Consider the following 20,303-nt stretch of genomic DNA (forward strand, 5'->3'; position numbering starts at 1 on the left):
AGCCCTCCGCTAGACCACCGGCCCCGCCACCACCGACACCGTCTTCGCCAGCGACGTCCCCGACCCGTCGCGCCGCGGGTCCGGCTCCGGCAGTTCCACGGGCAGCCCGGTCTTCTGGGCCGCCCGTGCCGGGGCGGGACCCGCCCAGGCGAGCGCGAGGCAGTCCTCGCCCTTCAGGAACCGCTGGCAGCGCACCCCGCCGGTCGCCCGGCCCTTGCGCGGGAACTGGTCGAACGGGGTCAGCTTGGCCGTCGTCTGCACCGAGTCGTCCAGCGTGCCCCGCGAGCCCGCCACCGTGAACACCACCGCGTCCACGGCCGGGTCGACCGCCGTGAACGAGATCACCTTGGCGCCCTCGGTGAGCTTGATGCCCGCCACACCGCCCGCCGGACGGCCCTGCTGGCGGACCTGGGACGCCTGATAGCGCAGGAGCTGGGCGTCGTCGGAGATGAAGACCAGGTCCTCCTCGCCGGTGCGCAGCTCCACCGCGCCGACGATCCGGTCACCTTCCCGCAGGCTGATGACCTCCAACTCGTCCTTGTTGGACGGGTAGTCGGGCAACACCCGCTTGACGACGCCCTGCTCGGTGCCGATCGCGAGGCCGGGCGAGGTCTCGTCCAGCGTGGTCAGGCAGACCACGGTCTCGTCGCCCTCCAGGGACACGAACTCGGCCAGCGGCGCCCCGCCGGAGAGGTTCGGCGCGTTCGCGGTGTCCGGCAGCTGGGGCAGGTCGACCACGTTGATCCGCAGCAGGCGCCCGCTCGACGTCACCGCCCCGATCTCACCCCGCGCGGTCGCCGGCACCGAGGAGACGATCACGTCGTGCTTCACCCGGCCGCCCTCCCGCGAGAGCGGCTCGGCACCGGTCGTACGGGCCAGCAGCGCGGTCGAGGACAGCAGCACCCGGCACGGGTCGTCGGCCACCTGGAGCGGCACCGTGGCCACCTGGGAGGCCGCCGACTCCAGCAGGACCGTGCGCCGGTCGGAGCCGAACTTCTTGGCCACTTCGGCCAGTTCGCCCGACACCAGCTTGCGCAGCTCCGCGTCCGAGTCGAGGATGCGGGTCAGCTCCTCGATCTCCTGGTTGAGCCGGTCCTTCTCCGCCTCCAGCTCGATCCGGTCGTACTTGGTGAGGCGGCGCAGCGGCGTGTCGAGGATGTACTGGGTCTGGATGTCACTCAGGCCGTAGCGCTCCATCAGGCGCTCCTTGGCCTGCGCGGAGTTCTCGCTGGACCGGATGACCCGGATGACCTCGTCGATGTCGACGAGTGCGGTCAGCAGGCCCTCGACCAGGTGGAGGCGGTCGCGGCGCTTGGTGCGGCGGAACTCGCTGCGCCGGCGCACCACGTCGAAGCGGTGGTCGAGGTAGACCTCCAGCAGCTCCTTCAGGCCCAGCGTGAGCGGCTGGCCGTCCACCAGCGCCACGTTGTTGATGCCGAAGGACTCCTCCATGGGGGTCAGCTTGTAGAGCTGCTCCAGGATCGCCTCCGGCACGAAGCCGTTCTTGATCTCGATGACCAGGCGCAGGCCGTGCTCGCGGTCGGTGAGGTCCTTGACGTCAGCGATGCCCTGGATCTTCTTCGCGTTGACCAGGTCCTTGATCTTCGCGATGACCTTCTCCGGGCCGACCGCGAAGGGCAGTTCGGTGACGACCAGGCCCTTGCGGCGGGCGGTCACCGCCTCGATGGCCACGGTCGCGCGCATCTTGAAGGAGCCGCGGCCGGTCGCGTACGCGTCCCGGATGCCGTCCAGGCCGACGATCCGGCCGCCGGTGGGCAGGTCGGGGCCCGGGACGTGGCGCATCAGGGCGTCCAGGTCCGCGTTCGGGTGCCGGATCAGGTGGCGGGCGGCCGCGATGACCTCGCGCAGGTTGTGCGGCGCCATGTTCGTCGCCATGCCGACCGCGATACCGGAGGAGCCGTTGACCAGCAGGTTCGGGAAGGCGGCGGGGAGCGCGACCGGTTCCTGCTCCTGGCCGTCGTAGTTCGGCGCGAAGTCGACGGTGTCCTCGTCGATGGACTCCGTCATCAGGCTCGCGGCGGCGGCCATCCGGCACTCGGTGTACCGCATGGCGGCCGGCGGGTCGTCGTTGCCCAGGGAGCCGAAGTTGCCGTGTCCGTCGACCAGCGGGACGCGCATCGAGAAGGGCTGCGCCATGCGCACCAGCGCGTCGTAGATCGACGCGTCGCCGTGCGGGTGCAGCTTGCCCATGACCTCGCCGACCACGCGCGCGCACTTCACGTAGGCGCGCTCGGGGCGCAGGCCCATCTCGTTCATCTGGTAGACGATGCGGCGGTGCACCGGCTTCAGACCGTCCCGGGCGTCCGGCAGAGCACGCGAGTAGATGACCGAGTACGCGTATTCGAGGTAGGAGCCGCGCATCTCGTCCACGACGTCGATGTCGAGGATCTTCTCCTCGTACGAGTCGTCGGGCGGCGGGGTCTTGGTGCTGCGGCGGGCCATCGCTGCCGGCTCCTTGCTGAAGGCGTGGGACGGATCGGACGCGGACCATTGTGGACCGGGGCACTGACAACGCGGGCCGCGACCCGGTCCGTGCGGGTCCGTCCGCGGTGCTCGGCGGCCCGGCGCTCCACCGCCGTACGCCGGCCGGGAGCGCGCTCGCCATGAGCACGCCTGACGCAGGCTAGTCGATCCGCTGTGGGCGTACGTCGGGCGGGAACTCCGCCGGGCCCTCGCGCGGTTTGCATACAGTGGCAGGAACGGCAGGAAAACCGCGGTTTTACTCGACCGCCACCGCTTGCGAAGGGACGTACATGCCCATGGGTCACACGACCACCGCCCAGGCAGGCTCCGGGGGCCTGACAGCGACCGAACACCGCCTGGCCAACGGTCTGCGCGTGGTGCTCTCCGAGGACCACCTGACCCCGGTCGCGGCGGTCTGCCTCTGGTACGACGTCGGCTCCCGCCACGAGGTCGCGGGCCGCACCGGCCTCGCGCACCTCTTCGAGCACTTGATGTTCCAGGGGTCCGGCCAGGTCAAGGGCAACGGCCACTTCGAGCTGGTGCAGGGCGCCGGCGGCTCGCTCAACGGCACGACGAGCTTCGAACGCACCAACTACTTCGAGACGATGCCCGCCCACCAACTCGAACTCGCCCTGTGGCTCGAGGCCGACCGGATGGGCTCCCTGCTGGCCGCGCTGGACGACGAGTCGATGGAGAACCAGCGCGACGTCGTCAAGAACGAGCGCCGCCAGCGTTACGACAACGTCCCCTACGGCACCGCCTTCGAGAAGCTGACCGCGATGGCCTACCCCGAGGGCCACCCCTACCACCACACCCCGATCGGCTCCATGGCCGACCTGGACGCGGCCACGCTGGAGGACGCCCGCGCGTTCTTCCGCACCTACTACGCGCCCAACAACGCGGTGCTCTCCGTGGTCGGCGACATCGACCCCGAGCAGACGCTGGCCTGGATCGAGAAGTACTTCGGCTCCATCCCCGGCCACGACGGCAAGGCCGCCCCGCGCGACGGCTCGCTGCCCGAGGTCATGGGCGAGGAGCTGCGCGAGGTCGTCGTCGAGGAGGTCCCGGCGCGCGCCCTGATGGCCGCCTACCGGCTCCCGGAGGACGGCACGCGCGCGTCCGACGCGGCCGACCTCGCCCTCACCGTCCTCGGCGGCGGCGAGTCCTCCCGCATCTACAACCGCCTGGTGCGCCGCGACCGTACGGCCGTGGCCGCCGGGTTCGGGCTGCTCCGGCTGGCCGGCGCGCCCTCGCTGGGCTGGCTGGACGTGAAGACCTCCGGTGACGTCGAGGTGCCGGTCATCGAGGCCGCGATCGACGAGGAGCTGGCCCGCTTCGCCGAGGAGGGCCCGACCCCGGAGGAGATGGAGCGAGCCCAGGCCCAGCTGGAGCGCGAGTGGCTGGACCGCCTCGGCACGGTCGCGGGCCGCGCAGACGAACTGTGCCGGTACGCCGTCCTGTTCGGCGACCCGCAGCTCGCCCTGACCGCCGTCCAGCGCGTCCTGGAGGTGACCCCGGAGGAGGTGCGCGAGGTCGCGGCGGCCCGACTGCGCCCGGACAACCGCGCCGTGCTCGTCTACGAGCCGAAGACCCCGGAGGCGGTCGAGGACACCGGCCTGCCCGACGACCCGGAGCACGAGGCCACCGTAGAGGCCGGCAACGACGACGAGGAGACGGCCAAGTGACCGAGCTCGCCCCCATGGAGTTCCACCCCCAGCCGCAGGCCGGCGAGGCCAAGCCGTGGGCCTTCCCGGCCCCCGAGCGCTCCACGCTGGACAACGGCCTGACCGTGCTGCGCTGCCACCGCCCCGGCCAGCAGGTCGTCGCCGTCGAGGTACTGCTCGACGCCCCCCTGGACGCCGAGCCGGCCGGTCTCGACGGTGTCGCCACGATCATGGCGCGCGCCTTCTCCGAGGGCACCGACAAGGACTCCGCCGAGGAGTTCGCCGCCGAGCTGGAGCGGGCCGGCGCCACCCTGGACGCGCACGCCGACCACCCCGGTGTCCGGCTCAGCCTGGAGGTGCCCGCCTCCCGCCTGGAGAAGGGCCTCACCCTGCTCGCGGACGCCCTGCGCGCCCCCGCCTTCGCCGAGAGCGAGGTCGAGCGCCTGGTCCGCAACCGCCTGGACGAGATCCCGCACGAGCTGGCCAGCCCGGCCCGGCGCGCCGCGAAGGAGCTGTCCAAGGAGCTGTTCCCGGCCTCCGCGCGCATGTCCCGTCCGCGCCAGGGCACCGAGGAGACCGTCGAGAAGATCGACGCGGGCGCCGTCCGCGCCTTCTACGACCGCCATGTCCGTCCCGCCACCGCCACCGCGGTGGTCGTCGGCGACCTGGACGGCATCGACCTCGACGCGCTGCTCGCCGAGACCCTGGGCGCCTGGACCGGCACCCCCGGCCAGGCCCGCCCGGTACCGCCGGTGACCGCCGACGACACCGGCCGCGTGGTCATCGTCGACCGGCCCGGCGCCGTGCAGACCCAGCTCCTCATCGGCCGGATCGGTTCCGACCGGCACGACCGCGTGTGGCCGGCCCAGGTGCTCGGCACCTACTGCCTCGGCGGCACCCTCACCTCCCGCCTGGACCGCGTCCTGCGCGAGGAGAAGGGCTACACCTACGGCGTGCGCTCCTTCGGCCAGGTGCTGCGCTCCGCCCCGGACGGCACCGGCGCCTCGATGCTCGCCATCAGCGGCTCCGTGGACACCCCGAACACCGGCCCCGCCCTCGCGGACCTGTGGACGGTGCTGCACACGCTGGCCGCCGAGGGCTTGACCGACGCCGAGCGGGACGTGGCCGTGCAGAACCTCGTCGGTGTGGCCCCGCTGAAGTACGAGACGGCCGCCGCCGTCGCCGGCACCCTCGCGGACCAGGTCGAGCAGCACCTGCCGGACGACTTCCAGGCGGAGCTGTACCGCACGCTGGCGGCCACCGGCACCGTGGAGGCCACCGCCGCCGTGGTGAACGCCTTCCCGGCCGACCGGCTGGTCACGGTCCTGGTGGGCGACGCGGCCCAGATCAAGGAGCCCGTCGAGGCGCTCGGCATCGGCGAGGTGAAGGTGGTCTCGGCCGAGTAGTCGCATGTGAGTGGGCCCTGATGACACACAAGTCGTCGGGGCCCACACCTGTGTTCGGAAGTTGTATCGAACGCCGGTCACCAAATGTCCGGATTGGGGCGGAGGTTACCCCTCTGGTGTGTGGGATGCGCTACAAAAGTCCGGACCCGTTTGAAGATCTGCTCCCGTCCCCTTTAGCTTCATCCGGGCTGTTCGTCAGTCAGTGCGCCGCGCCCGCGGCACCGGACAGCCATCGCCGAGTCCCCCGTTGGGGGAGCCGGGGACCCACGCAGTCCCTGGGGTGAATCGGGCGCCCACGCCGAGGCGAGGGTGGCCGTAGGAGACCTTCCTGCTCCGAACCCGTCAGCTAACCCGGTAGGCGAGAGGGAAGGAAAGGAACAGCCTGCTCATGGCGTTCATGTGCGCCACCGGGAAGCACCGCAAGCCCGGCCGGGTCAAGCGCACCACCGCGACCGCGGCCGGTGTGGCGGCTCTCACCACCGGTGTCGTCGGCACCCTCGCGGCCGCTCCGGCGATCGCCGCGGACAACTCCGTCCAGGACACCGGTCTCACCCCCGTCATCGCCGTCAGCGACACCCTCGCTGACGAGATCGCCGCTCAGGCCACCGCCCAGAAGGTGACAGCCGAGCGCAAGGCCGCCGAGGAGGCCGCCGAGCGCGCCGCCGCCGAGCGGGCCCGCGAGGCCAAGGAGCGCGCCGCCCGCAAGGCCGAGCGCGAACGCCTCAACTCGTTCGTCATGCCGGTCACCGGCTCCTACGTCTCCACCGCCTACCAGTCCTCCAGCTCCCTGTGGTCGTCCGGTTCGCACACCGGAATCGACTTCCACGCCGCCAGCGGCACCGCGGTCCACGCGGCCGGCGCCGGCACCGTGGTCTCCACCGGCTGGGGCGGCGCGTACGGCAACGAGATCGTGATCAGGATGGCCGACGGGATGTACACCCAGTACGGCCACCTGTCGTCCATCGGCGTCACCGTGGGCCAGCGCGTCGTTCCGGGCCAGCAGATCGCCCTGTCCGGCGCCACCGGCAATGTCACCGGCCCGCATCTACACTTCGAGGCCCGCACCGGCCCCGACTACGGCTCCGACGTCGACCCCGTCGCCTACCTCCGCAAGCACGGCGTGAACGTCTGACCCTCCCGTCCCGCGAAAGCCCCGGCCCATGCGGCCGGGGCTTTTCGCTGCCCGCTTTCCTCCGGGCGCTGTCCAAAAAATAGCCATGGATTCCGGTACGCCATCGGAAAAGCTCGCGCATTGCCATAGAGTTCACGGAACAAGCGCGGTCGTCGGCGTTTCGCGGGCATTAAGGCGGAGGTGGGTCATGCGTATTCCGGCGCACTCGGTGTGCACGGCGATCCGGGACGACATCGTCGCCGGGGTCCACGAGCGCGGCGGCCGGCTCACCGAGGAGGTCCTCGCCCGCCGCTACGGCGTCTCCCGCGTCCCCGTCCGCGAGGCCCTGCGCACGCTGGAGGCCGAGGGGTTCGTGGTGACCCGGCGCCACGCGGGCGCCTGCGTGGCCGAGCCCACCGAGCAGGAGGCCGCCGACCTGCTGGAGATGCGCCTGCTGCTGGAGCCGCTCGGCGCCGCGCGGGCCGCCCAGCGCCGTACCGAGGCCCATCTGAAGGTGCTGCGCGGCCTGGTCAGGCTGGGTCAGGAGCGGGCCAGGCTCGGCAACAGCGACGACCTGCGCGCGCTGGACGGCTGGTTCCACGAGACGCTCGCCCAGGCGTGCGGCAGCCATGCGCTGACCTCGGCGCTCACCCAGCTCCGCCACAAGATCGCCTGGATGTACAGCGTGGACGGGCCGGCCAGCCCGCCGGAGACCTGGGCGGAGCACGGCGCGATCGTGGACGCGGTGGCGCGCGGCGACGGCGAGCGCGCGCGGGCGGTCACGGCGCTGCACGCCGAGCGCGCGACCCTCGCCCACCGGCTGCGCACCCCCGCCGCCGACCGCGCGCGGCACGCGCAACATGCTGTAAACACAGCGGGACTCCGGAATTAACACGGGCGCTGTATACAAAGAGGGATTTTCGCGTGCCGGGCAATTGTGCTGCCCTTTTCCGGCGTGCCGTCAATTACCGGCGGTGCGCTTTTCCTGGTGCCTGAACCATCCGTACGGAAACGCAAAAGCCGCGCCACCCCCGAAGGGGCGACGCGGCTCTCGCCGGGAATGCGGTCAGACCGTCTCGGGCAGCTCGTCCAGGCCCTCGGCGACCAGCTTGGCCAGGCGGTCCAGCGCGGCCTCCGCGCCGTCGGCGTCGGAGGAGAGGACGATCTCCTCGCCACCCTGGGCGCCCAGGCCCAGCACGGCCAGCATCGAGCCCGCGTTGACCGGGGTGCCGCCGGACTTGGCGATCGTGACCGGGACGCCTGTGGCCGTGGCGGCTCGGACGAAGATGGAAGCGGGGCGGGCGTGGAGGCCCTCGGCCCAGCCGACGTTGACGCGGCGCTCAGCCATGTGATGCTGCCCTTCAGTCTCTCAGGTTGTCTAGACCAGTTTCCCACACGGGGAAACGCGCGCTGCCTCGCGCCCCGCGCCCGCGCGAGCCGTACGCTGGGCCCCATGCAGACCCCGGCGGACCGGCAGGACCGGCACGAGTACCCCGCCCACTGGGAGGCGGACGTGGTGCTGCGCGACGGCGGTACCGCGCGCATCCGGCCCATCACCGCCGACGACGCCGACCGTCTCGTCAGCTTCTACGAGCAGGTGTCCGACGAGTCGAAGTACTACCGCTTCTTCGCGCCGTACCCGCGGCTCTCCGCCAAGGACGTGCACCGCTTCACGCACCACGACTTCGTGGACCGGGTGGGGCTCGCCGCCACTGTCGGCGGCGAGTTCATCGCCACCGTACGCTACGACCGCATCGGCGCCGACGGCATGGCCGCCTCCGCCCCGGCCGACGAGGCAGAGGTCGCCTTCCTGGTGCAGGACGCCCATCAGGGCCGGGGGGTCGCCTCCGCGCTGCTGGAGCACATCGCGGCCGTCGCCCGGGAGCGCGGCATCCGGCGCTTCGCCGCCGAGGTGCTGCCCGCCAACACCAAGATGATCAAGGTGTTCACCGACGCCGGGTACACCCAGAAGCGCAGCTTCGAGGACGGCGTGGTCCGGCTGGAGTTCGGGCTCGAACCCACCGACCGCTCGATGGCCGTGCAGCTCGCGCGGGAGCAGCGCGCGGAGGCGCATTCGGTGCGGCGGCTGCTCGCCCCCGGTTCCGTGGCCGTCATCGGCGTCGGCCGCGCGTCCGGCGGGGTCGGCCGCAGCGTCCTCGGCAACATCCGGGACGCGGGGTTCGCGGGCCCGCTGTACGCCGTCAACAACGCCTTCCCGGACGGCTGTCACGAGGTCGACGGGGTGCCCGCGTACCGCTCGGTCCGCGAGATCGAGGGTCCGGTGGACGTCGCCGTGGTCGCCGTGCCGGCCGACGCGGTGCCCTCGGTGGTCGCCGAGTGCGGGGAACACGGTGTGCAGGGGCTCGTCGTGCTGTCCGCCGGGTACGCCGAGAGCGGGCCCGAGGGGCGGGAGCGGCAGCGGGCGCTGGTCCGGCAGGCGCGGGCCTACGGCATGCGGATCATCGGCCCCAACGCCTTCGGCGTCATCAACACCGCCGAGGACGTACGGCTCAACGCCTCCCTCGCCCCCGAGATGCCCCGGCCGGGCCGGATCGGGATGTTCGCCCAGTCCGGGGCCATCGGCATAGCCCTCCTCTCCCGGCTGCACCGGCGCGGGGGAGGGGTCACCGGGGTCACGGGCGTCTCCACCTTCGTCTCCTCCGGCAACCGCGCCGACGTCTCCGGCAACGACCTCCTCCAGTACTGGTTCGACGACCCCGACACCGATGTCGTCCTCATGTACCTGGAGTCCATCGGCAACCCGCGCAAGTTCACCCGGCTCGCCCGGCGCACCGCCGCCGCCAAGCCGCTCGTCGTGGTGCAGGGCGCGGGGTCCGCCCCGCAGGGGCACGCCGTACGGGCCACCCGGCTCCCGCACGCCACGGTGTCCGCGCTGCTGCGGCAGGCCGGGGTGATCCGGGTCGACACCATCACCGAACTGGTCGACGCCGGGCTGCTGCTGGCCCGTCAGCCGCTGCCCGCCGGGCCGCGCGTCACCATCCTCGGCAACTCCGAGTCCCTCGGCATCCTCACCTACGACCGCTGCCTCGCGGAGGGGCTGCGGCCGTCCCGCCCGCTGGACCTGACCACCGGCGCCACCGCCGCCGACTTCCACCGGGCGCTCGCCCACGCCCTCGCGGACGACACCTGCGACGCCGTCGTGGTCACCGCCATCCCCGCCATCGGGGAGGGCTCGCCGGGCGACGCCGAGCTGGCGGAGGCGCTGCGCTCGGCCGCCGCCGCGGTCCCGGGGAAGCCGGTGCTGGTCGTGCACGTGGAGCTGGGCGGGCTGGCGGAGGCGCTGTCCGCCGCCACCAGCACCGCCCCGCGCGCGGGCGCGCCCGTGCTGCCTCCCGTACCGGTGCCGGACGGCGCCCCCGAGGAGGACGGCCCCCGGCTGATCCCGGCCTACCCCGCCGCCGAACGCGCGGTGCGCGCGCTGGCCGAGGCGGTCCGGTACGGGCAGTGGCGCCGGGAGGCCGCCGACCCGGGCAAGGTGCCGGAGTACGACGACATCGACGAGCGCAAGGCCGCCGAGATCATCGCCGGGCTGCTGGAACGGGGCGAGGGGTTCGCCGTCGGCCCCGAGGACACCCGCGAGCTGCTCGCCACCTACGGCATCCACGTCCGGCCCGCGCTGTTCGCGCCCACCCCGGACGCCGCCGCGTCCGCCGCCCACTGCCTCGGCTACCCGGTCGCCCTCAAGGCCACCGCACCCCACCTGCGGCACCGCGCCGACCTCGGCGGGGTCCGGCTCGACCTCACGGACGAGGAGCAACTGCGGCGCGCATACGGCGAGTTGACCGAGCTGTTCGGCCCGCCGGAGCAACTGCGGCCGGTGGTGCAGGCCATGGCACCCCGGGGCGTCGACACCGTCGTACGGGCGGTCATCGACCCGGCGGCCGGTGCCGTGCTGTCCTTCGGGCTGGCCGGGGCCGCCTCCCAGCTCCTGGACGACATGGCGCACCGGCTGGTCCCCGTCACCGACCGGGACGCCACCTCCCTGATCCGCTCCATCCGCACCGCCCCCCTCCTCTTCGGCTGGCGCGGCTCCACCCCCGTCGACACCCCCGCCCTGGAAGAACTCCTCCTCCGCGTCTCCCGCCTCGTCGACGACCACCCCGAGGTAACCGCCATCACCCTCGAACCCGTCGTCGTGGCCCCCCACGGCACCACCGTCCTCGACGCCACCATCCGCCTCGCCCCACCCCCGGCCCGCAACGACCAGGGCCCACGCACGCTGCCGACGTACTGAGCCGCTTCCGCCGGGCGGACAAAGGAGGTCCGGATGCGGGCCGGCCCGGTGTGCGGGTCGTCCCGACTGGCCCGGAGTGCACCTGGTCACGGATTAGGATGGACGCCATGGCCAAGACCAGTACGACGACCCAGGGGCTTCGCGCGGCGATCGAGCGCAGCGGCTACTACCCGGCCCTCGTGGCCGAGGCGGTGGAGGCCGCTGTCGGCGGCGAGGCCGTCAAGTCGTACCTGGTCCACCAGGAGACCACGTTCGACCAGAACGAGGTCCGCCGCCATGTCACCGTCCTCGTCCTGACCGCCAACCGCTTCCTCGTCAGCCACACCGACGAGCAGGCCGCCGACGGCACCTCCCCGACGCCGTACGCCACCACGTCCACCGAGTCCGTGAAGATCGGCCGGATCTCCTCCGTCGTGGTCAGCCGGGTGGTGGCCAACCCCGAGCAGTACACGCCGGGCACCCTGCCCCGCGAGGTCGTCCTCACCATCGGCTGGGGCGCGGTCAGCCGCCTCGACCTGGAGCCCGCCGCCTGCGGCGACCCGAACTGCGAGGCCGACCACGGCTACACCGGCAGCTCCACCGCCGACGACCTCAGCCTGCGGGTGAGCGAGGCCGGGGACGGCCCGGAGACCGTGCGCCAGGCGCTCGCCTTCGCGCAGTCCATCTCCGAGGCGACCGCGGACGTCACCCGCTGATGCAGCCCTCGCCCTGGGACGCCCTGGAACCCCTCGCCCTGTCCTCCGCCCCGCTGCCCGAGTACGGCCACGGCTCCCTCGCCGACCTGCTGCCCACCCTCGCGGCCGGCCTGGGCGTCCCCGGCATGACCCCGACGATCACCGAGCTGACCCCCGCCGACCGGGTCTGCGTCTTCCTCGTCGACGGCCTCGGCTGGGAGCTGCTGCGCGCCCACCCCGACGAGGCGCCGTTCCTGAACTCCCTGCTCGGTACCTCGCGCGGCGGCACCGGCCGCCCCCTCACCGCCGGTTACCCGGCGACCACCGCGACCTCGCTGGGCTCCGTCGGCACCGGACTGCCGCCCGGCGCGCACGGCCTGCCCGGCTACACCGTGCGCGACCCGGAGACCGGCGGGCTGATGAACCAGCTCCGCTGGCAGCCCTGGACCCCGCCGCACGCCTGGCAGCCGTACCCCACCGTGTTCGAGCTGGCCGACCGCGCCGGGGTGCACGCCGCCCAGGTGTCCTCGCCGCACTTCCAGCACACCCCGCTGACCAAGGTCGCCCTCAGCGGCGGCACCTTCGTCGGCAGTCTCGCGGGCGAGGAGCGCATGGACCTCGCCGCCGAGCAGCTCGCCGCCGGGGACCGCTCGCTGGTCTACACGTACTACGCCGAACTCGACGGCGCCGGACACCGCTACGGCGTCGGCTCCGACACCTGGCGCGGCCAGCTCATGTACGTCGACCGGCTCGCCCAGCGCCTGGCTGAACGGCTTCCCCCGCGCAGCGCGCTCTACGTCACCGCCGACCACGGCATGATCGACATCCCCTTCGACGAGGAGCACCGCATCGACTTCGACGAGGACTGGGAGCTGCGCGCCGGCGTCTCCCTCCTCGGCGGCGAGGGCCGCGCCCGGCACGTGTACGCGGTGCCCGGCGCGGCGAACGACGTGCTGACCTGCTGGCGCGAGGTCCTCGGCGACCGCTTCTGGATCGCCTCCCGCGACGAGGCGATCCAGGCCGGCTGGTTCGGCCCGCACGTCGACGAGCGGGTGTACCCGAGGATCGGTGACGTGGTCGCCGCCGCCTACGACGACGTGCTGATCACCGCCTCCGAGCGCGAGCCCAAGGAGTCGCTGATGGTCGGCAACCACGGCTCGATGACCCCCGCCGAGCAGCTCGTCCCCCTCCTCGAAGTCCGTTCCTGACCCCCCACCGACCCCCCACCGTCCACTCGCCGAAAGGTGCTCAACCCCTCATGTCCGAGCTGGTGTTCTTCTCCGGAACGATGGACTGCGGGAAGTCGACCCTGGCTCTGCAGATCGAGCACAACCGCTCGGCGCGAGGACTCCAGGGCCTGATCTTCACCCGGGACGACCGGGCCGGCGAGGGCAAGCTGTCCTCCCGCCTCGGCCTGGTCACCGACGCGGTCGAGGCGATGCCGGGCATGGACCTGTACGGCCATGTCGTCGCCCTGATGTCACGCGGCGGCAGGGTCGACTACGTGATCGTGGACGAGGCCCAGTTCCTCGGCCCCGAGCAGATCGACCAGCTCGCCCGGGTGGTGGACGACCTGGACCTCGACGTCTTCGCGTTCGGCATCACCACCGACTTCCGCACCAAGCTGTTCCCCGGCTCCCAGCGCCTGATCGAACTCGCGGACCGGATAGAGACGCTCCAGGTCGAGGCGATGTGCTGGTGCGGCGCCCGCGCCACGCACAACGCCCGTACGGTCGGCGGCGAGATGGTCGTGGAGGGCGAGCAGGTGGTGGTCGGCGACGTCAACCGCCCCGCCACCGCCGTCGGCTACGAGGTCCTGTGCCGCCGCCACCACCGCCGCCGGATGACCGCCGCCGGAGCCCAGGCCGGCGCCCTCTCCCCGGACGTCCTGCCGGTGACCTCCGCCTGAGCTATCCGCGCGGCCGGGGCACCGTCCCCACCCTGCGCGCCACGCCGAACCGGGCCCCCTGCGGGTCCGCCACCGTGGCGACTCTCCCGTACGGGCCGTCGTGGGCCGGTTCCAGCACCCGGCCGCCCAGCTCCAGCACCTGGCGGACCGTGGCGTCGGTGTCCGCCACCTCGAAGTGCGGCAGCCAGTGCGCGCCCAGGGCGCGGGGGAGGGCGTGGCCCATCCCGCGCAGGGCCACCACCGGACGGCCGCCGCTGCGCAGGGTGATGTGGTCCGGGGCCGACGGCGGCTCCGCCTCGTAGCCGAAGACCCGCGCGTAGAACGTCGTCACGCGCACCGCCGACACCGTCCGCAGCTCGGTCCACGCGGGCATGCCCGGCCCCCGGGCGCCCGCCGGGGCGGGGTGCGCCCAGGCGGTGCAGAAGCCGAAGACCGCGCCGGACGGGTCGGCGGCGACGGCCACCCGGCCGTTCTCACCCGCGTCCAGCGGGCCCACCGCCACCGTGCCGCCGGACAGCCGCACCCGCTCGGCGGTGAGGTCCACGTCGTCCGAGGCGAGATAGGGCGTCCAGGCGGCCGACAGCCCGGCGTCCGCCGGGAGTTGGTTGATGACGGCCACCTCCCGGCCGCCCAGCGACGCCCGTACCGGGCGGCCGAGCGGACCGGCCCGGAACTCCCAGCCGAGCACGGCCCCGTAGAACTCCTCGGCGGCGTCCGCCGCCCGCGTCATCAGGCTCACCCAGCACGGCGTGCCGGGCGCGTGGGGCGCTCGTGGGCCTGCCGACTCCGGTGCCTCGGTCATCGCTCACTCTCTCTCCGGTCCCTCATGGGGGCCGCGTCGCATCCGCTCCCCGCGGGCCCGTGCCGCCACCGGTACGTGGCGACGCGCGGTCCAGGCGGAAGGTCCGGTCGGCCGCCGTCCGCCGTGCCCTCCGGGCGATGACCGGCGCGTGCCGCCGAACGCACACTGTGTGCCCGATACCGTACGCCGTGTGATCGGGGCTGTCCGGCCGAGCAGAGTAGTGGCAGCTGGGCGTGGCGGCCACCCCGTGCGCGAGGATGGCGCCATGACAGTCATCATCACCGCCGCCGAACTGGCCCGGGACCTGGCCGGACCCACCCCGCCGACGCTGCTGGACCTGCGCTGGCAGCTGAGCGCGCCGGACGCGCCCGCCTTCGACGCCCGCGCCGCCTACGAGGCCGGGCACCTCCCCGGCGCGGTCTTCGTCGACTTGGACCGGGAACTGGCCGCGCCCCCCGGCCCGCGCGGCCGCCATCCCCTGCCGGACCTCGCGGAGTTCGGCGCCGCGATGCGCCGCGCGGGCGTCTCCGCGAGCACCCCGGTCGTCGTGTACGACGGCGGCCAGGGCTGGGCGGCCGCCCGCGCCTGGTGGCTGCTGCGGGCGACGGGTCACCCGGACGTGAGGGTGCTCGACGGCGGGTTGACGGCATGGGAGGGCCCGCTGTCCACGGAGGTACCGGCCCCGGCCCAGGGCGACTTCGCGCCCCTGCCGGAGGCGACCGGAGTGCTCGACGCGGACAGCGCGGCCGCGCTCGCGGAGTCCGGGGTGCTGCTCGACGCCCGCGCTGGGGAGCGGTACCGGGGCGAGGTGGAGCCCATCGACCGGGTCGGCGGGCACATCCCGGGCGCGTTGTCGGCCCCGACCATGGAGAACGTGGGCCCCGACGGCCGCTTCCTCCCCGCCGCCGACCTCCGCGACCGCTTCAAGGCCCTCGGTGTCTCGGGCGACGCCCCGGTCGGCGTCTACTGCGGCTCCGGTGTCTCCGCCGCCCACGAGGCGCTGGCCCTGGCCGTCGCGGGCATCCCGGCGGCGCTGTACGTGGGTTCGTGGTCGGAGTGGTCCAGCGACCCGTCCCGCCCGGTCGCGGTGGGCCCGGACCCGCGCTAGGAGGACGTGAGGGGGAGCGTGCGTACGCTCCCCCTCACGGTCCCGCTATTCCTGCTTCTTGCGCCGGGTGCCGAACACGATCTCGTCCCAGCTCGGTACGGCGGCCCGGCGGCCGGGGCGCACCCCGTCGGCCTCGGCCTGACGGTCCGTCGCGCCGGTCAGCCGGTCGCGGTGACTGGAGACGGCACGGGGCATCAGTACGTCCGCGTAGGCGGAACCGGCCGACGCGGCGGGCGCCGGAGGCTCCTCCTCCATGACCTCCTCGGCCGGCTCCTCCGGGGGCTCCGGCGGCCGCTCCGGCACCACCAGATCGCCCCGGAAGCTCGGCACGGCCTCCAACAGGCTGGTCAGGGAGTCGCGTTCACCCGTCGTCTCCTCGACGGGCTCGGACGGCTGCGCGGGCAGGCTGGGCCGCTCGCGGTCGCCCCGGTCCAGGGCGCGGTCCATGCCACGGTCACGCGGGAGCCGTGCGATGCGGGGGACGAACGGGAAGCTGGGCTCCGGCACCGCGAGGTCGTCGGACTCGCCGATCAGCGAGCGCGCCTCGTCGTCGACGGCCTGGACGAGCCGCCGGGGCGGGTCGTACGTCCAGCTCGCCGAGTGCGGTTCGCCCGCGACCAGATAGACGAGCAGGACCTCCCAGGTGCCGTCGTCGCGGCGCCAGGAGTCCCACTGCACGGTGTCCTTCTCCGCGCCCCGCAGCAACAGCCGCTCCTGCACGGCCTCGCCGAGCAACGGGCCGGAGTTCTCGCCGGGGCGGCGGACGGGGGTCTTGCGGGCGCGCTCGGCCATGAAGGCACGCTCGGCGAGCACCGGGCCCTCGAAGCGGCGGACCCGGTCGACGGGGATGCCGGCGAGCTGGGCGACCTCTTCCGCGGTGGCACCGGCTCGTATCCGCGCCTGGATGTCACGGGGGCGGAGGTGGCTCTCCACCTCGATCTCGATCTGGCCGAGGCGGGGGCGGTCGCCGCGCACGGCGGCGCGCAGCCGCTCGTCGATCGGAAGGGTGTACTCCGTCGCGTCGGCAGCCTTGAGCACCAGCCGTGTGCCGTCATTCGAGACGGCCACGACACGCAGTTCGGGCATGGGGACCTCCCGGATGGTGCCTGCCGACGTCACGTGCGTCGCTGCTTCCGCTAGTCGAGTGTGGCCTGCCCGAGCGCAACGTGCCACAACCTTGCCGAGTTGCCCGGCGTGTCGGGCGCGAGCCGAGCACCGCCGTTATGGCACGGTTACCTGTTCGCAACGCTGAGTGACGAACTCCATCACCCTGTGCAACTCTCCCCCTCCTGGCGGCCCTGCGGGGCTCCGGACATCCCGATGGGACACCGGTGCCCAGGGCTCGCAACAGTACTCCATTCGGGCCATGCGTGTTGTTCGGCGCGCCTGTCAACTTCTGTCGCGGGGTGCGACTTGGCCGCCCCTGGGCGGGTTCCGGACGTCACCAACGTGGCGAAGTTCACGCAATCCGGCGAAACGGAACTAATGGTTTCACCGGCACGTCCCTCACTCGTCACCTGTCGGCAGGAGCCGACGCCGAGCAAAGGGAAAGGCAGCGGGTTCCGGGTATGCGTAAAACGCCCGATGCGGGTCGGAAGCGGTTCGACCTGAACGTCCCCCAGGTCGCGGGCAGCGCGCTCGCGGCGGTCGTGGCGGCCAAGATGGCCTCCTACTTCGGGGTGTACGGCACGATCCTGGGCGCCGGGGTGGTCAGCATCGTCGCCACCTGCGGCGGCTCGGTCTTCCAGCAGTTCTTCCGGACCACGGGCGAACAGCTCCGCGAGGCCCGGGACACCACCCGGTCCCGTACCCCGGCCCTCGCCGGCCGGGCGGGGCAGGCGTCGGTGTCGCCGTCGGCGCCGGTGCCGGCGTCGGGGGAGTTCACCGACGGCACCGTCTACCGCGCGAAGGTCAAGAGCTGGAAGCGCCCGCTGCTCGCGGCCGCGCTGGTCTTCGGCGTCACCATGGGTGGCATCACCGTCTACGAGGCGGCGTCCGGCAGCAGCTTCAGCGGCGGCTCGGGCACCACGGTCAGCGACGCGGTCGGCGGGCGCGGCTCCTCCCACCACCAGCGCAGGGACGAGGCCCCCACGCCGGTGGACACGCCGTCCGGTACGACGGGCTCCACCGGGGAGACACCGTCCGAGGACGGCTCCGCCACCACCCGGCCGACGACGCCCGAGACCACCCGGACCCCGGGCGACGGATCGAGCGGCGTGCCCGGCGGCGAAACGGCCAGCCCGGCCCCCACCCCGAGCGGGAGCGCGACCGACCAGGCGCCCGCTACCCCAGAACCCTCCGCAAGTAGTCGTTCTGGAACAGCCGTTCCGGATCCAGCCGGTTCCGCAACGCCGTGAACTCGGTGAAGCGCGGATACACCCCTTCGAGGTACCCGGCGTCCCGCGTGTGCACCTTCCCCCAGTGCGGCCGCCCCTCGTGCGCGGTGAACACGCGCTCCGCCGCGCTGAAGTACGCCTGGTACGGGGTGCCCCGGAACATGTGGACCGCGATGTAGGCGCTGTCCCGGCCCGACGCGGTGGACAGGGCGATGTCGTCGGCCGGGGCGGTGCGCACCTCCACGGGGAAGCTGATCCGCAGCCCCGACCGCTCGATCACGGCCTTCAGCTCGCGCAGCGTCTCCGTCAGGGCCGCGCGCGGCACCGCGTACTCCATCTCCACGAACCGCACCCGGCGCGGCGAGGTGAACACCCGGTACGGGATGTCGGTGTACGACCGCGCCGACAGCGCCCGGCTGGAGACGCGGGCGATCGCCGGGACGGAGACGGGGGCGGCGCGCCCCGCCCACTGGACCGCCTGGAAGAGGCCGTTGGACAGGAACTCGTCCTCGAACCAGCCGGCCGCCCGCCCCACCGGCCGCGCGGGGCCCTCGCTGCGGTTGTTGCGCTTGGTGTTGGTACTGCCGGTGTGCGGGAACCAGTAGAACTCGAAGTGCTCGTTCTCCGCCCAGAGTTGGTCGAACTCCGCCAGCACCCGGTCGAGCGGCATCGGCTCCTCGCGCGCCGTCAGCAGGAACAGCGGCTCGACGGCGAGGGTCAGCGCGGTGACGACCCCCAGCGCCCCGAGGCCGATCCGGGCGGCGGCGAAGATCTCGGGGTTCTGCTCGGCGGAGCAGGTGAGCACCGAGCCGTCGGCGGTGACGAGTTCGAGCCCGGTGATCTGGGCCGCTATGGAGCCGGACTCCCGGCCGGTGCCGTGGGTGCCGGTGCTGGTGGCCCCGGCGACGGTCTGCTCCATGATGTCGCCCATGTTGGTGAGCGACAGGCCCTCGCGCGCCAGCGCCGCGTTGAGCCGCTTCAGCGGGGTGCCCGCCTCCACCGTGACGGTCATGGCGGCGCGGTCGATCGCGCGGATGCCGGTCAGCAGATCGGGGCGGATCAGCACCCCGTCCGTGGCGGCGACCGAGGTGAAGGAGTGCCCGGTGCCCACCGCCTTCACCCGCTGCCCGCGCTCGGCGGCCGCACGTATCTCGGCGGCCAGTTCCGCCACCGAGGCCGGCGTCACCTGCCGGGCGGGCCGGGCGGTGACATTGCCGCCCCAGTTACGCCAGGTTCCGTGCTTCCCGTTCGCCGTGCTGCTCAACGGTGCCTCCCCGCCCCGTGACCGGCCTGCGCAGCCGGCGGTACCCGAGGAAACCGACCACCACCGCGGCGGCCCCGGCGGCCACCGGGACCCCGTACCCGGCGCGCGCGCCGGCCGCGTCGATCACCCAGCCCGCCATGGCGGAGCCGAGCGCGACCCCGACCGCCAGACCGGTACCCACCCAGGTCATGCCCTCGGTGAGGTTCGCGCGAGGTACGTGCTTCTCGATGAGGGACATCGTCGTGATCATCGTCGGTGCGATGGACAGTCCCGCAACGAACAGTGCCGCGGCCAGAAGTGCCAGGTTTCCGACCAGTAGGAGTGGGATCATACTCATGGCCATCGCGCTCACGCCCAGCAGCCACCGGCGCTGCGCCGGACCCGAGAAGCGCAGCAGGCCGAAGACCAGGCCGGCGACGCACGAACCGGCCGCGTACAGCGCCAGGACCACGCTGGCCGCGCCCTTGTGGCCGCGCTCGTCGGCGAAGGCCACGGTGACCACGTCGATCGCGCCGAAGATCGTGCCCGTCGCCACGAAGGTCGCCACCAGCACCTGGAGCCCGGGGGAGCGCAGCGCGCTGCCGGTGGCGTGGTCCTCGCGCGGGTGCGGCACCGGCTCGGTGGCGCGCTGGGAGGTCAGCCAGAAGACGCCGACGGCCAGGAAGCAGGCCGCGAGCAGCGGGCCCGCCTCCGGGAACCAGGCGGTGGACAGGCCGATGGAGATGATCGGCCCGAAGATGAAGCAGACCTCGTCGACGACCGACTCGAACGAGTAGGCGGTGTGCAGCTTCGGGGTGCCGGCGTAGAGCGCGGCCCAGCGGGAGCGGATCATCGCGCCGAGGCTCGGCACCGCGCCGACCCCGGCCGCGGAGGCGAACAGCGTCCAGTCCGGCCGGCCGAAGTGCGCGGCGACCAGCAGCCCGGCACCGGCCGCGAGCGCCACCAGGGTCGCGGGGCGCAGTACCCGGCGCTGTCCGTGCCGGTCGACCAGGCGGGAGATCTGCGGGCCCAGCACGGCGGCGGAGAGCGCCATGGTGGCCGAGAGGGCGCCCGCGAGGCCGTAGCGGCCGGTGAGCTGGGAGATCATCGTGACCACGCCGATGCCCATCATCGACAGCGGCATCCGGCCGACGAGACCCGCGGCGGAGAAGCTCTTGGTGCCCGGTTCGGTGAACAGGGCGCGGTAGGGGCTGGGCACGCGGGGCTCCGTCTGGACAGCTCAGTAAGGCGCGAAGTGGGTGGATACAGCTTACAAGTTAGGTGACCCTAACGCAGCAGGTTTCCATCCCG

Annotated in this window: 16 protein-coding genes and 1 riboswitch; of the genes, 10 read left to right on the forward strand and 6 right to left on the reverse strand. The window is 73.1% G+C overall.

What is annotated here, in order from left to right; genetic code table 11:
• Positions 1 to 9: 9 nt before the first annotated feature.
• Positions 10 to 2,463, reverse strand: coding sequence for a DNA gyrase/topoisomerase IV subunit A (locus D0Z67_RS22220; RefSeq protein WP_031183461.1), 2,454 nt, complete (start codon positions 2,461 to 2,463; stop codon positions 10 to 12).
• A 311-nt stretch (positions 2,464 to 2,774) separates the two neighbouring features.
• Here D0Z67_RS22220 and D0Z67_RS22225 point away from each other — a divergent pair, with 311 nt between their 5' ends.
• From D0Z67_RS22225 to D0Z67_RS22240, 4 genes are all read left to right on the forward strand, one after another.
• Positions 2,775 to 4,169 carry a M16 family metallopeptidase gene (locus D0Z67_RS22225; protein WP_031183460.1) on the forward strand — a complete coding sequence of 465 codons (1,395 nt, stop codon included), beginning with the start codon at positions 2,775 to 2,777 and terminating at the stop codon, positions 4,167 to 4,169.
• Positions 4,166 to 5,554: a M16 family metallopeptidase gene (locus D0Z67_RS22230; RefSeq protein ID WP_031183459.1), complete on the forward strand. Its 1,389-nt coding sequence runs from the start codon at positions 4,166 to 4,168 to the stop codon at positions 5,552 to 5,554. Before D0Z67_RS22225 ends, D0Z67_RS22230 begins: the two co-directional genes overlap by 4 nt.
• Before the next feature lie 223 nt (positions 5,555 to 5,777).
• Positions 5,778 to 5,930, forward strand: a riboswitch (cyclic di-AMP (ydaO/yuaA leader).
• 12 nt (positions 5,931 to 5,942) lie between these two features.
• Positions 5,943 to 6,686, forward strand: a complete 744-nt coding sequence (locus D0Z67_RS22235) for a M23 family metallopeptidase (protein ID WP_031183458.1) — start codon at positions 5,943 to 5,945, stop codon at positions 6,684 to 6,686.
• Positions 6,687 to 6,873: 187 nt separating this feature from the next.
• Positions 6,874 to 7,557, forward strand: a complete 684-nt coding sequence (locus tag D0Z67_RS22240; RefSeq protein ID WP_031183457.1) for a GntR family transcriptional regulator — start codon at positions 6,874 to 6,876, stop codon at positions 7,555 to 7,557.
• Positions 7,558 to 7,731: 174 nt separating this feature from the next.
• Here the strand turns inward: D0Z67_RS22240 and D0Z67_RS22245 are convergent, their stop codons facing one another.
• The gene (locus tag D0Z67_RS22245) at positions 7,732 to 8,013 is read right to left on the reverse strand and encodes an HPr family phosphocarrier protein (protein WP_031183456.1); all 282 of its coding nucleotides are present in this window, start codon (positions 8,011 to 8,013) and stop codon (positions 7,732 to 7,734) included.
• A 105-nt stretch (positions 8,014 to 8,118) separates the two neighbouring features.
• Here D0Z67_RS22245 and D0Z67_RS22250 point away from each other — a divergent pair, with 105 nt between their 5' ends.
• The 4 genes from D0Z67_RS22250 to D0Z67_RS22265 all read left to right on the forward strand — a co-directional run bounded on the left by D0Z67_RS22250 (position 8,119) and on the right by D0Z67_RS22265 (position 13,503).
• Positions 8,119 to 10,920: a bifunctional acetate--CoA ligase family protein/GNAT family N-acetyltransferase gene (locus tag D0Z67_RS22250; protein WP_031183455.1), complete on the forward strand. Its 2,802-nt coding sequence runs from the start codon at positions 8,119 to 8,121 to the stop codon at positions 10,918 to 10,920.
• A gap of 98 nt (positions 10,921 to 11,018) precedes the next feature.
• Complete coding sequence (locus D0Z67_RS22255) at positions 11,019 to 11,615, forward strand: DUF5998 family protein (RefSeq protein WP_031183454.1); 597 nt, start codon at positions 11,019 to 11,021, stop codon at positions 11,613 to 11,615.
• Complete coding sequence (locus tag D0Z67_RS22260) at positions 11,615 to 12,802, forward strand: alkaline phosphatase family protein (RefSeq protein ID WP_031183453.1); 1,188 nt, start codon at positions 11,615 to 11,617, stop codon at positions 12,800 to 12,802. The genes D0Z67_RS22255 and D0Z67_RS22260 overlap by 1 nt, the downstream gene beginning before the upstream one ends.
• Before the next feature lie 50 nt (positions 12,803 to 12,852).
• The gene (locus D0Z67_RS22265) at positions 12,853 to 13,503 is read left to right on the forward strand and encodes a thymidine kinase (protein ID WP_031183452.1); all 651 of its coding nucleotides are present in this window, start codon (positions 12,853 to 12,855) and stop codon (positions 13,501 to 13,503) included.
• Position 13,504: 1 nt separating this feature from the next.
• Here D0Z67_RS22265 and D0Z67_RS22270 read toward each other — a convergent pair whose 3' ends face one another.
• Complete coding sequence (locus D0Z67_RS22270; protein ID WP_031183451.1) at positions 13,505 to 14,305, reverse strand: VOC family protein; 801 nt, start codon at positions 14,303 to 14,305, stop codon at positions 13,505 to 13,507.
• A 265-nt stretch (positions 14,306 to 14,570) separates the two neighbouring features.
• Here D0Z67_RS22270 and D0Z67_RS22275 point away from each other — a divergent pair, with 265 nt between their 5' ends.
• On the forward strand, positions 14,571 to 15,413 hold the full coding sequence (locus D0Z67_RS22275) for a sulfurtransferase (RefSeq protein ID WP_031183450.1): 843 nt from the start codon (positions 14,571 to 14,573) through the stop codon (positions 15,411 to 15,413).
• Positions 15,414 to 15,458: 45 nt separating this feature from the next.
• Here D0Z67_RS22275 and sepH read toward each other — a convergent pair whose 3' ends face one another.
• A complete protein-coding gene (sepH, locus tag D0Z67_RS22280; protein ID WP_031183449.1) occupies positions 15,459 to 16,499 on the reverse strand; it encodes a septation protein SepH in 1,041 nt (346 codons plus the stop codon).
• Between the two features lie 482 nt (positions 16,500 to 16,981).
• Between sepH and D0Z67_RS22285 the strand changes: the two genes are divergently transcribed.
• Complete coding sequence (locus D0Z67_RS22285) at positions 16,982 to 17,770, forward strand: hypothetical protein (RefSeq protein WP_078873646.1); 789 nt, start codon at positions 16,982 to 16,984, stop codon at positions 17,768 to 17,770.
• On the opposite strand, the gene D0Z67_RS22290 is transcribed toward D0Z67_RS22285, so the two are convergent.
• Positions 17,697 to 19,013, reverse strand: coding sequence for a D-arabinono-1,4-lactone oxidase (locus D0Z67_RS22290; protein WP_031183446.1), 1,317 nt, complete (start codon positions 19,011 to 19,013; stop codon positions 17,697 to 17,699). The genes D0Z67_RS22285 and D0Z67_RS22290 overlap by 74 nt on opposite strands.
• Positions 18,973 to 20,211, reverse strand: a complete 1,239-nt coding sequence (locus D0Z67_RS22295; RefSeq protein ID WP_031183445.1) for an MFS transporter — start codon at positions 20,209 to 20,211, stop codon at positions 18,973 to 18,975. The genes D0Z67_RS22290 and D0Z67_RS22295 overlap by 41 nt, the downstream gene beginning before the upstream one ends.
• Between the last annotated feature and the right edge of the window lie 92 nt (positions 20,212 to 20,303).

Source organism: Streptomyces seoulensis (genome assembly GCF_004328625.1).
GTDB lineage: Bacteria > Actinomycetota > Actinomycetes > Streptomycetales > Streptomycetaceae > Streptomyces > Streptomyces seoulensis.

Coding starts and splice junctions, on each gene's coding strand:
- D0Z67_RS22220 (WP_031183461.1), bottom strand. CDS start 2,463: ATGGCCCGCCGCAGCACCAAGACCCCGCCGCCCGACGACTCGTACGAG.
- D0Z67_RS22225 (WP_031183460.1), top strand. CDS start 2,775: ATGCCCATGGGTCACACGACCACCGCCCAGGCAGGCTCCGGGGGCCTG.
- D0Z67_RS22235 (WP_031183458.1), top strand. CDS start 5,943: ATGGCGTTCATGTGCGCCACCGGGAAGCACCGCAAGCCCGGCCGGGTC.
- D0Z67_RS22240 (WP_031183457.1), top strand. CDS start 6,874: ATGCGTATTCCGGCGCACTCGGTGTGCACGGCGATCCGGGACGACATC.
- D0Z67_RS22245 (WP_031183456.1), bottom strand. CDS start 8,013: ATGGCTGAGCGCCGCGTCAACGTCGGCTGGGCCGAGGGCCTCCACGCC.
- D0Z67_RS22250 (WP_031183455.1), top strand. CDS start 8,119: ATGCAGACCCCGGCGGACCGGCAGGACCGGCACGAGTACCCCGCCCAC.
- D0Z67_RS22255 (WP_031183454.1), top strand. CDS start 11,019: ATGGACGCCATGGCCAAGACCAGTACGACGACCCAGGGGCTTCGCGCG.
- D0Z67_RS22260 (WP_031183453.1), top strand. CDS start 11,615: ATGCAGCCCTCGCCCTGGGACGCCCTGGAACCCCTCGCCCTGTCCTCC.
- D0Z67_RS22265 (WP_031183452.1), top strand. CDS start 12,853: ATGTCCGAGCTGGTGTTCTTCTCCGGAACGATGGACTGCGGGAAGTCG.
- D0Z67_RS22270 (WP_031183451.1), bottom strand. CDS start 14,305: ATGACCGAGGCACCGGAGTCGGCAGGCCCACGAGCGCCCCACGCGCCC.
- D0Z67_RS22275 (WP_031183450.1), top strand. CDS start 14,571: ATGACAGTCATCATCACCGCCGCCGAACTGGCCCGGGACCTGGCCGGA.
- sepH (WP_031183449.1), bottom strand. CDS start 16,499: ATGCCCGAACTGCGTGTCGTGGCCGTCTCGAATGACGGCACACGGCTG.
- D0Z67_RS22285 (WP_078873646.1), top strand. CDS start 16,982: ATGCGTAAAACGCCCGATGCGGGTCGGAAGCGGTTCGACCTGAACGTC.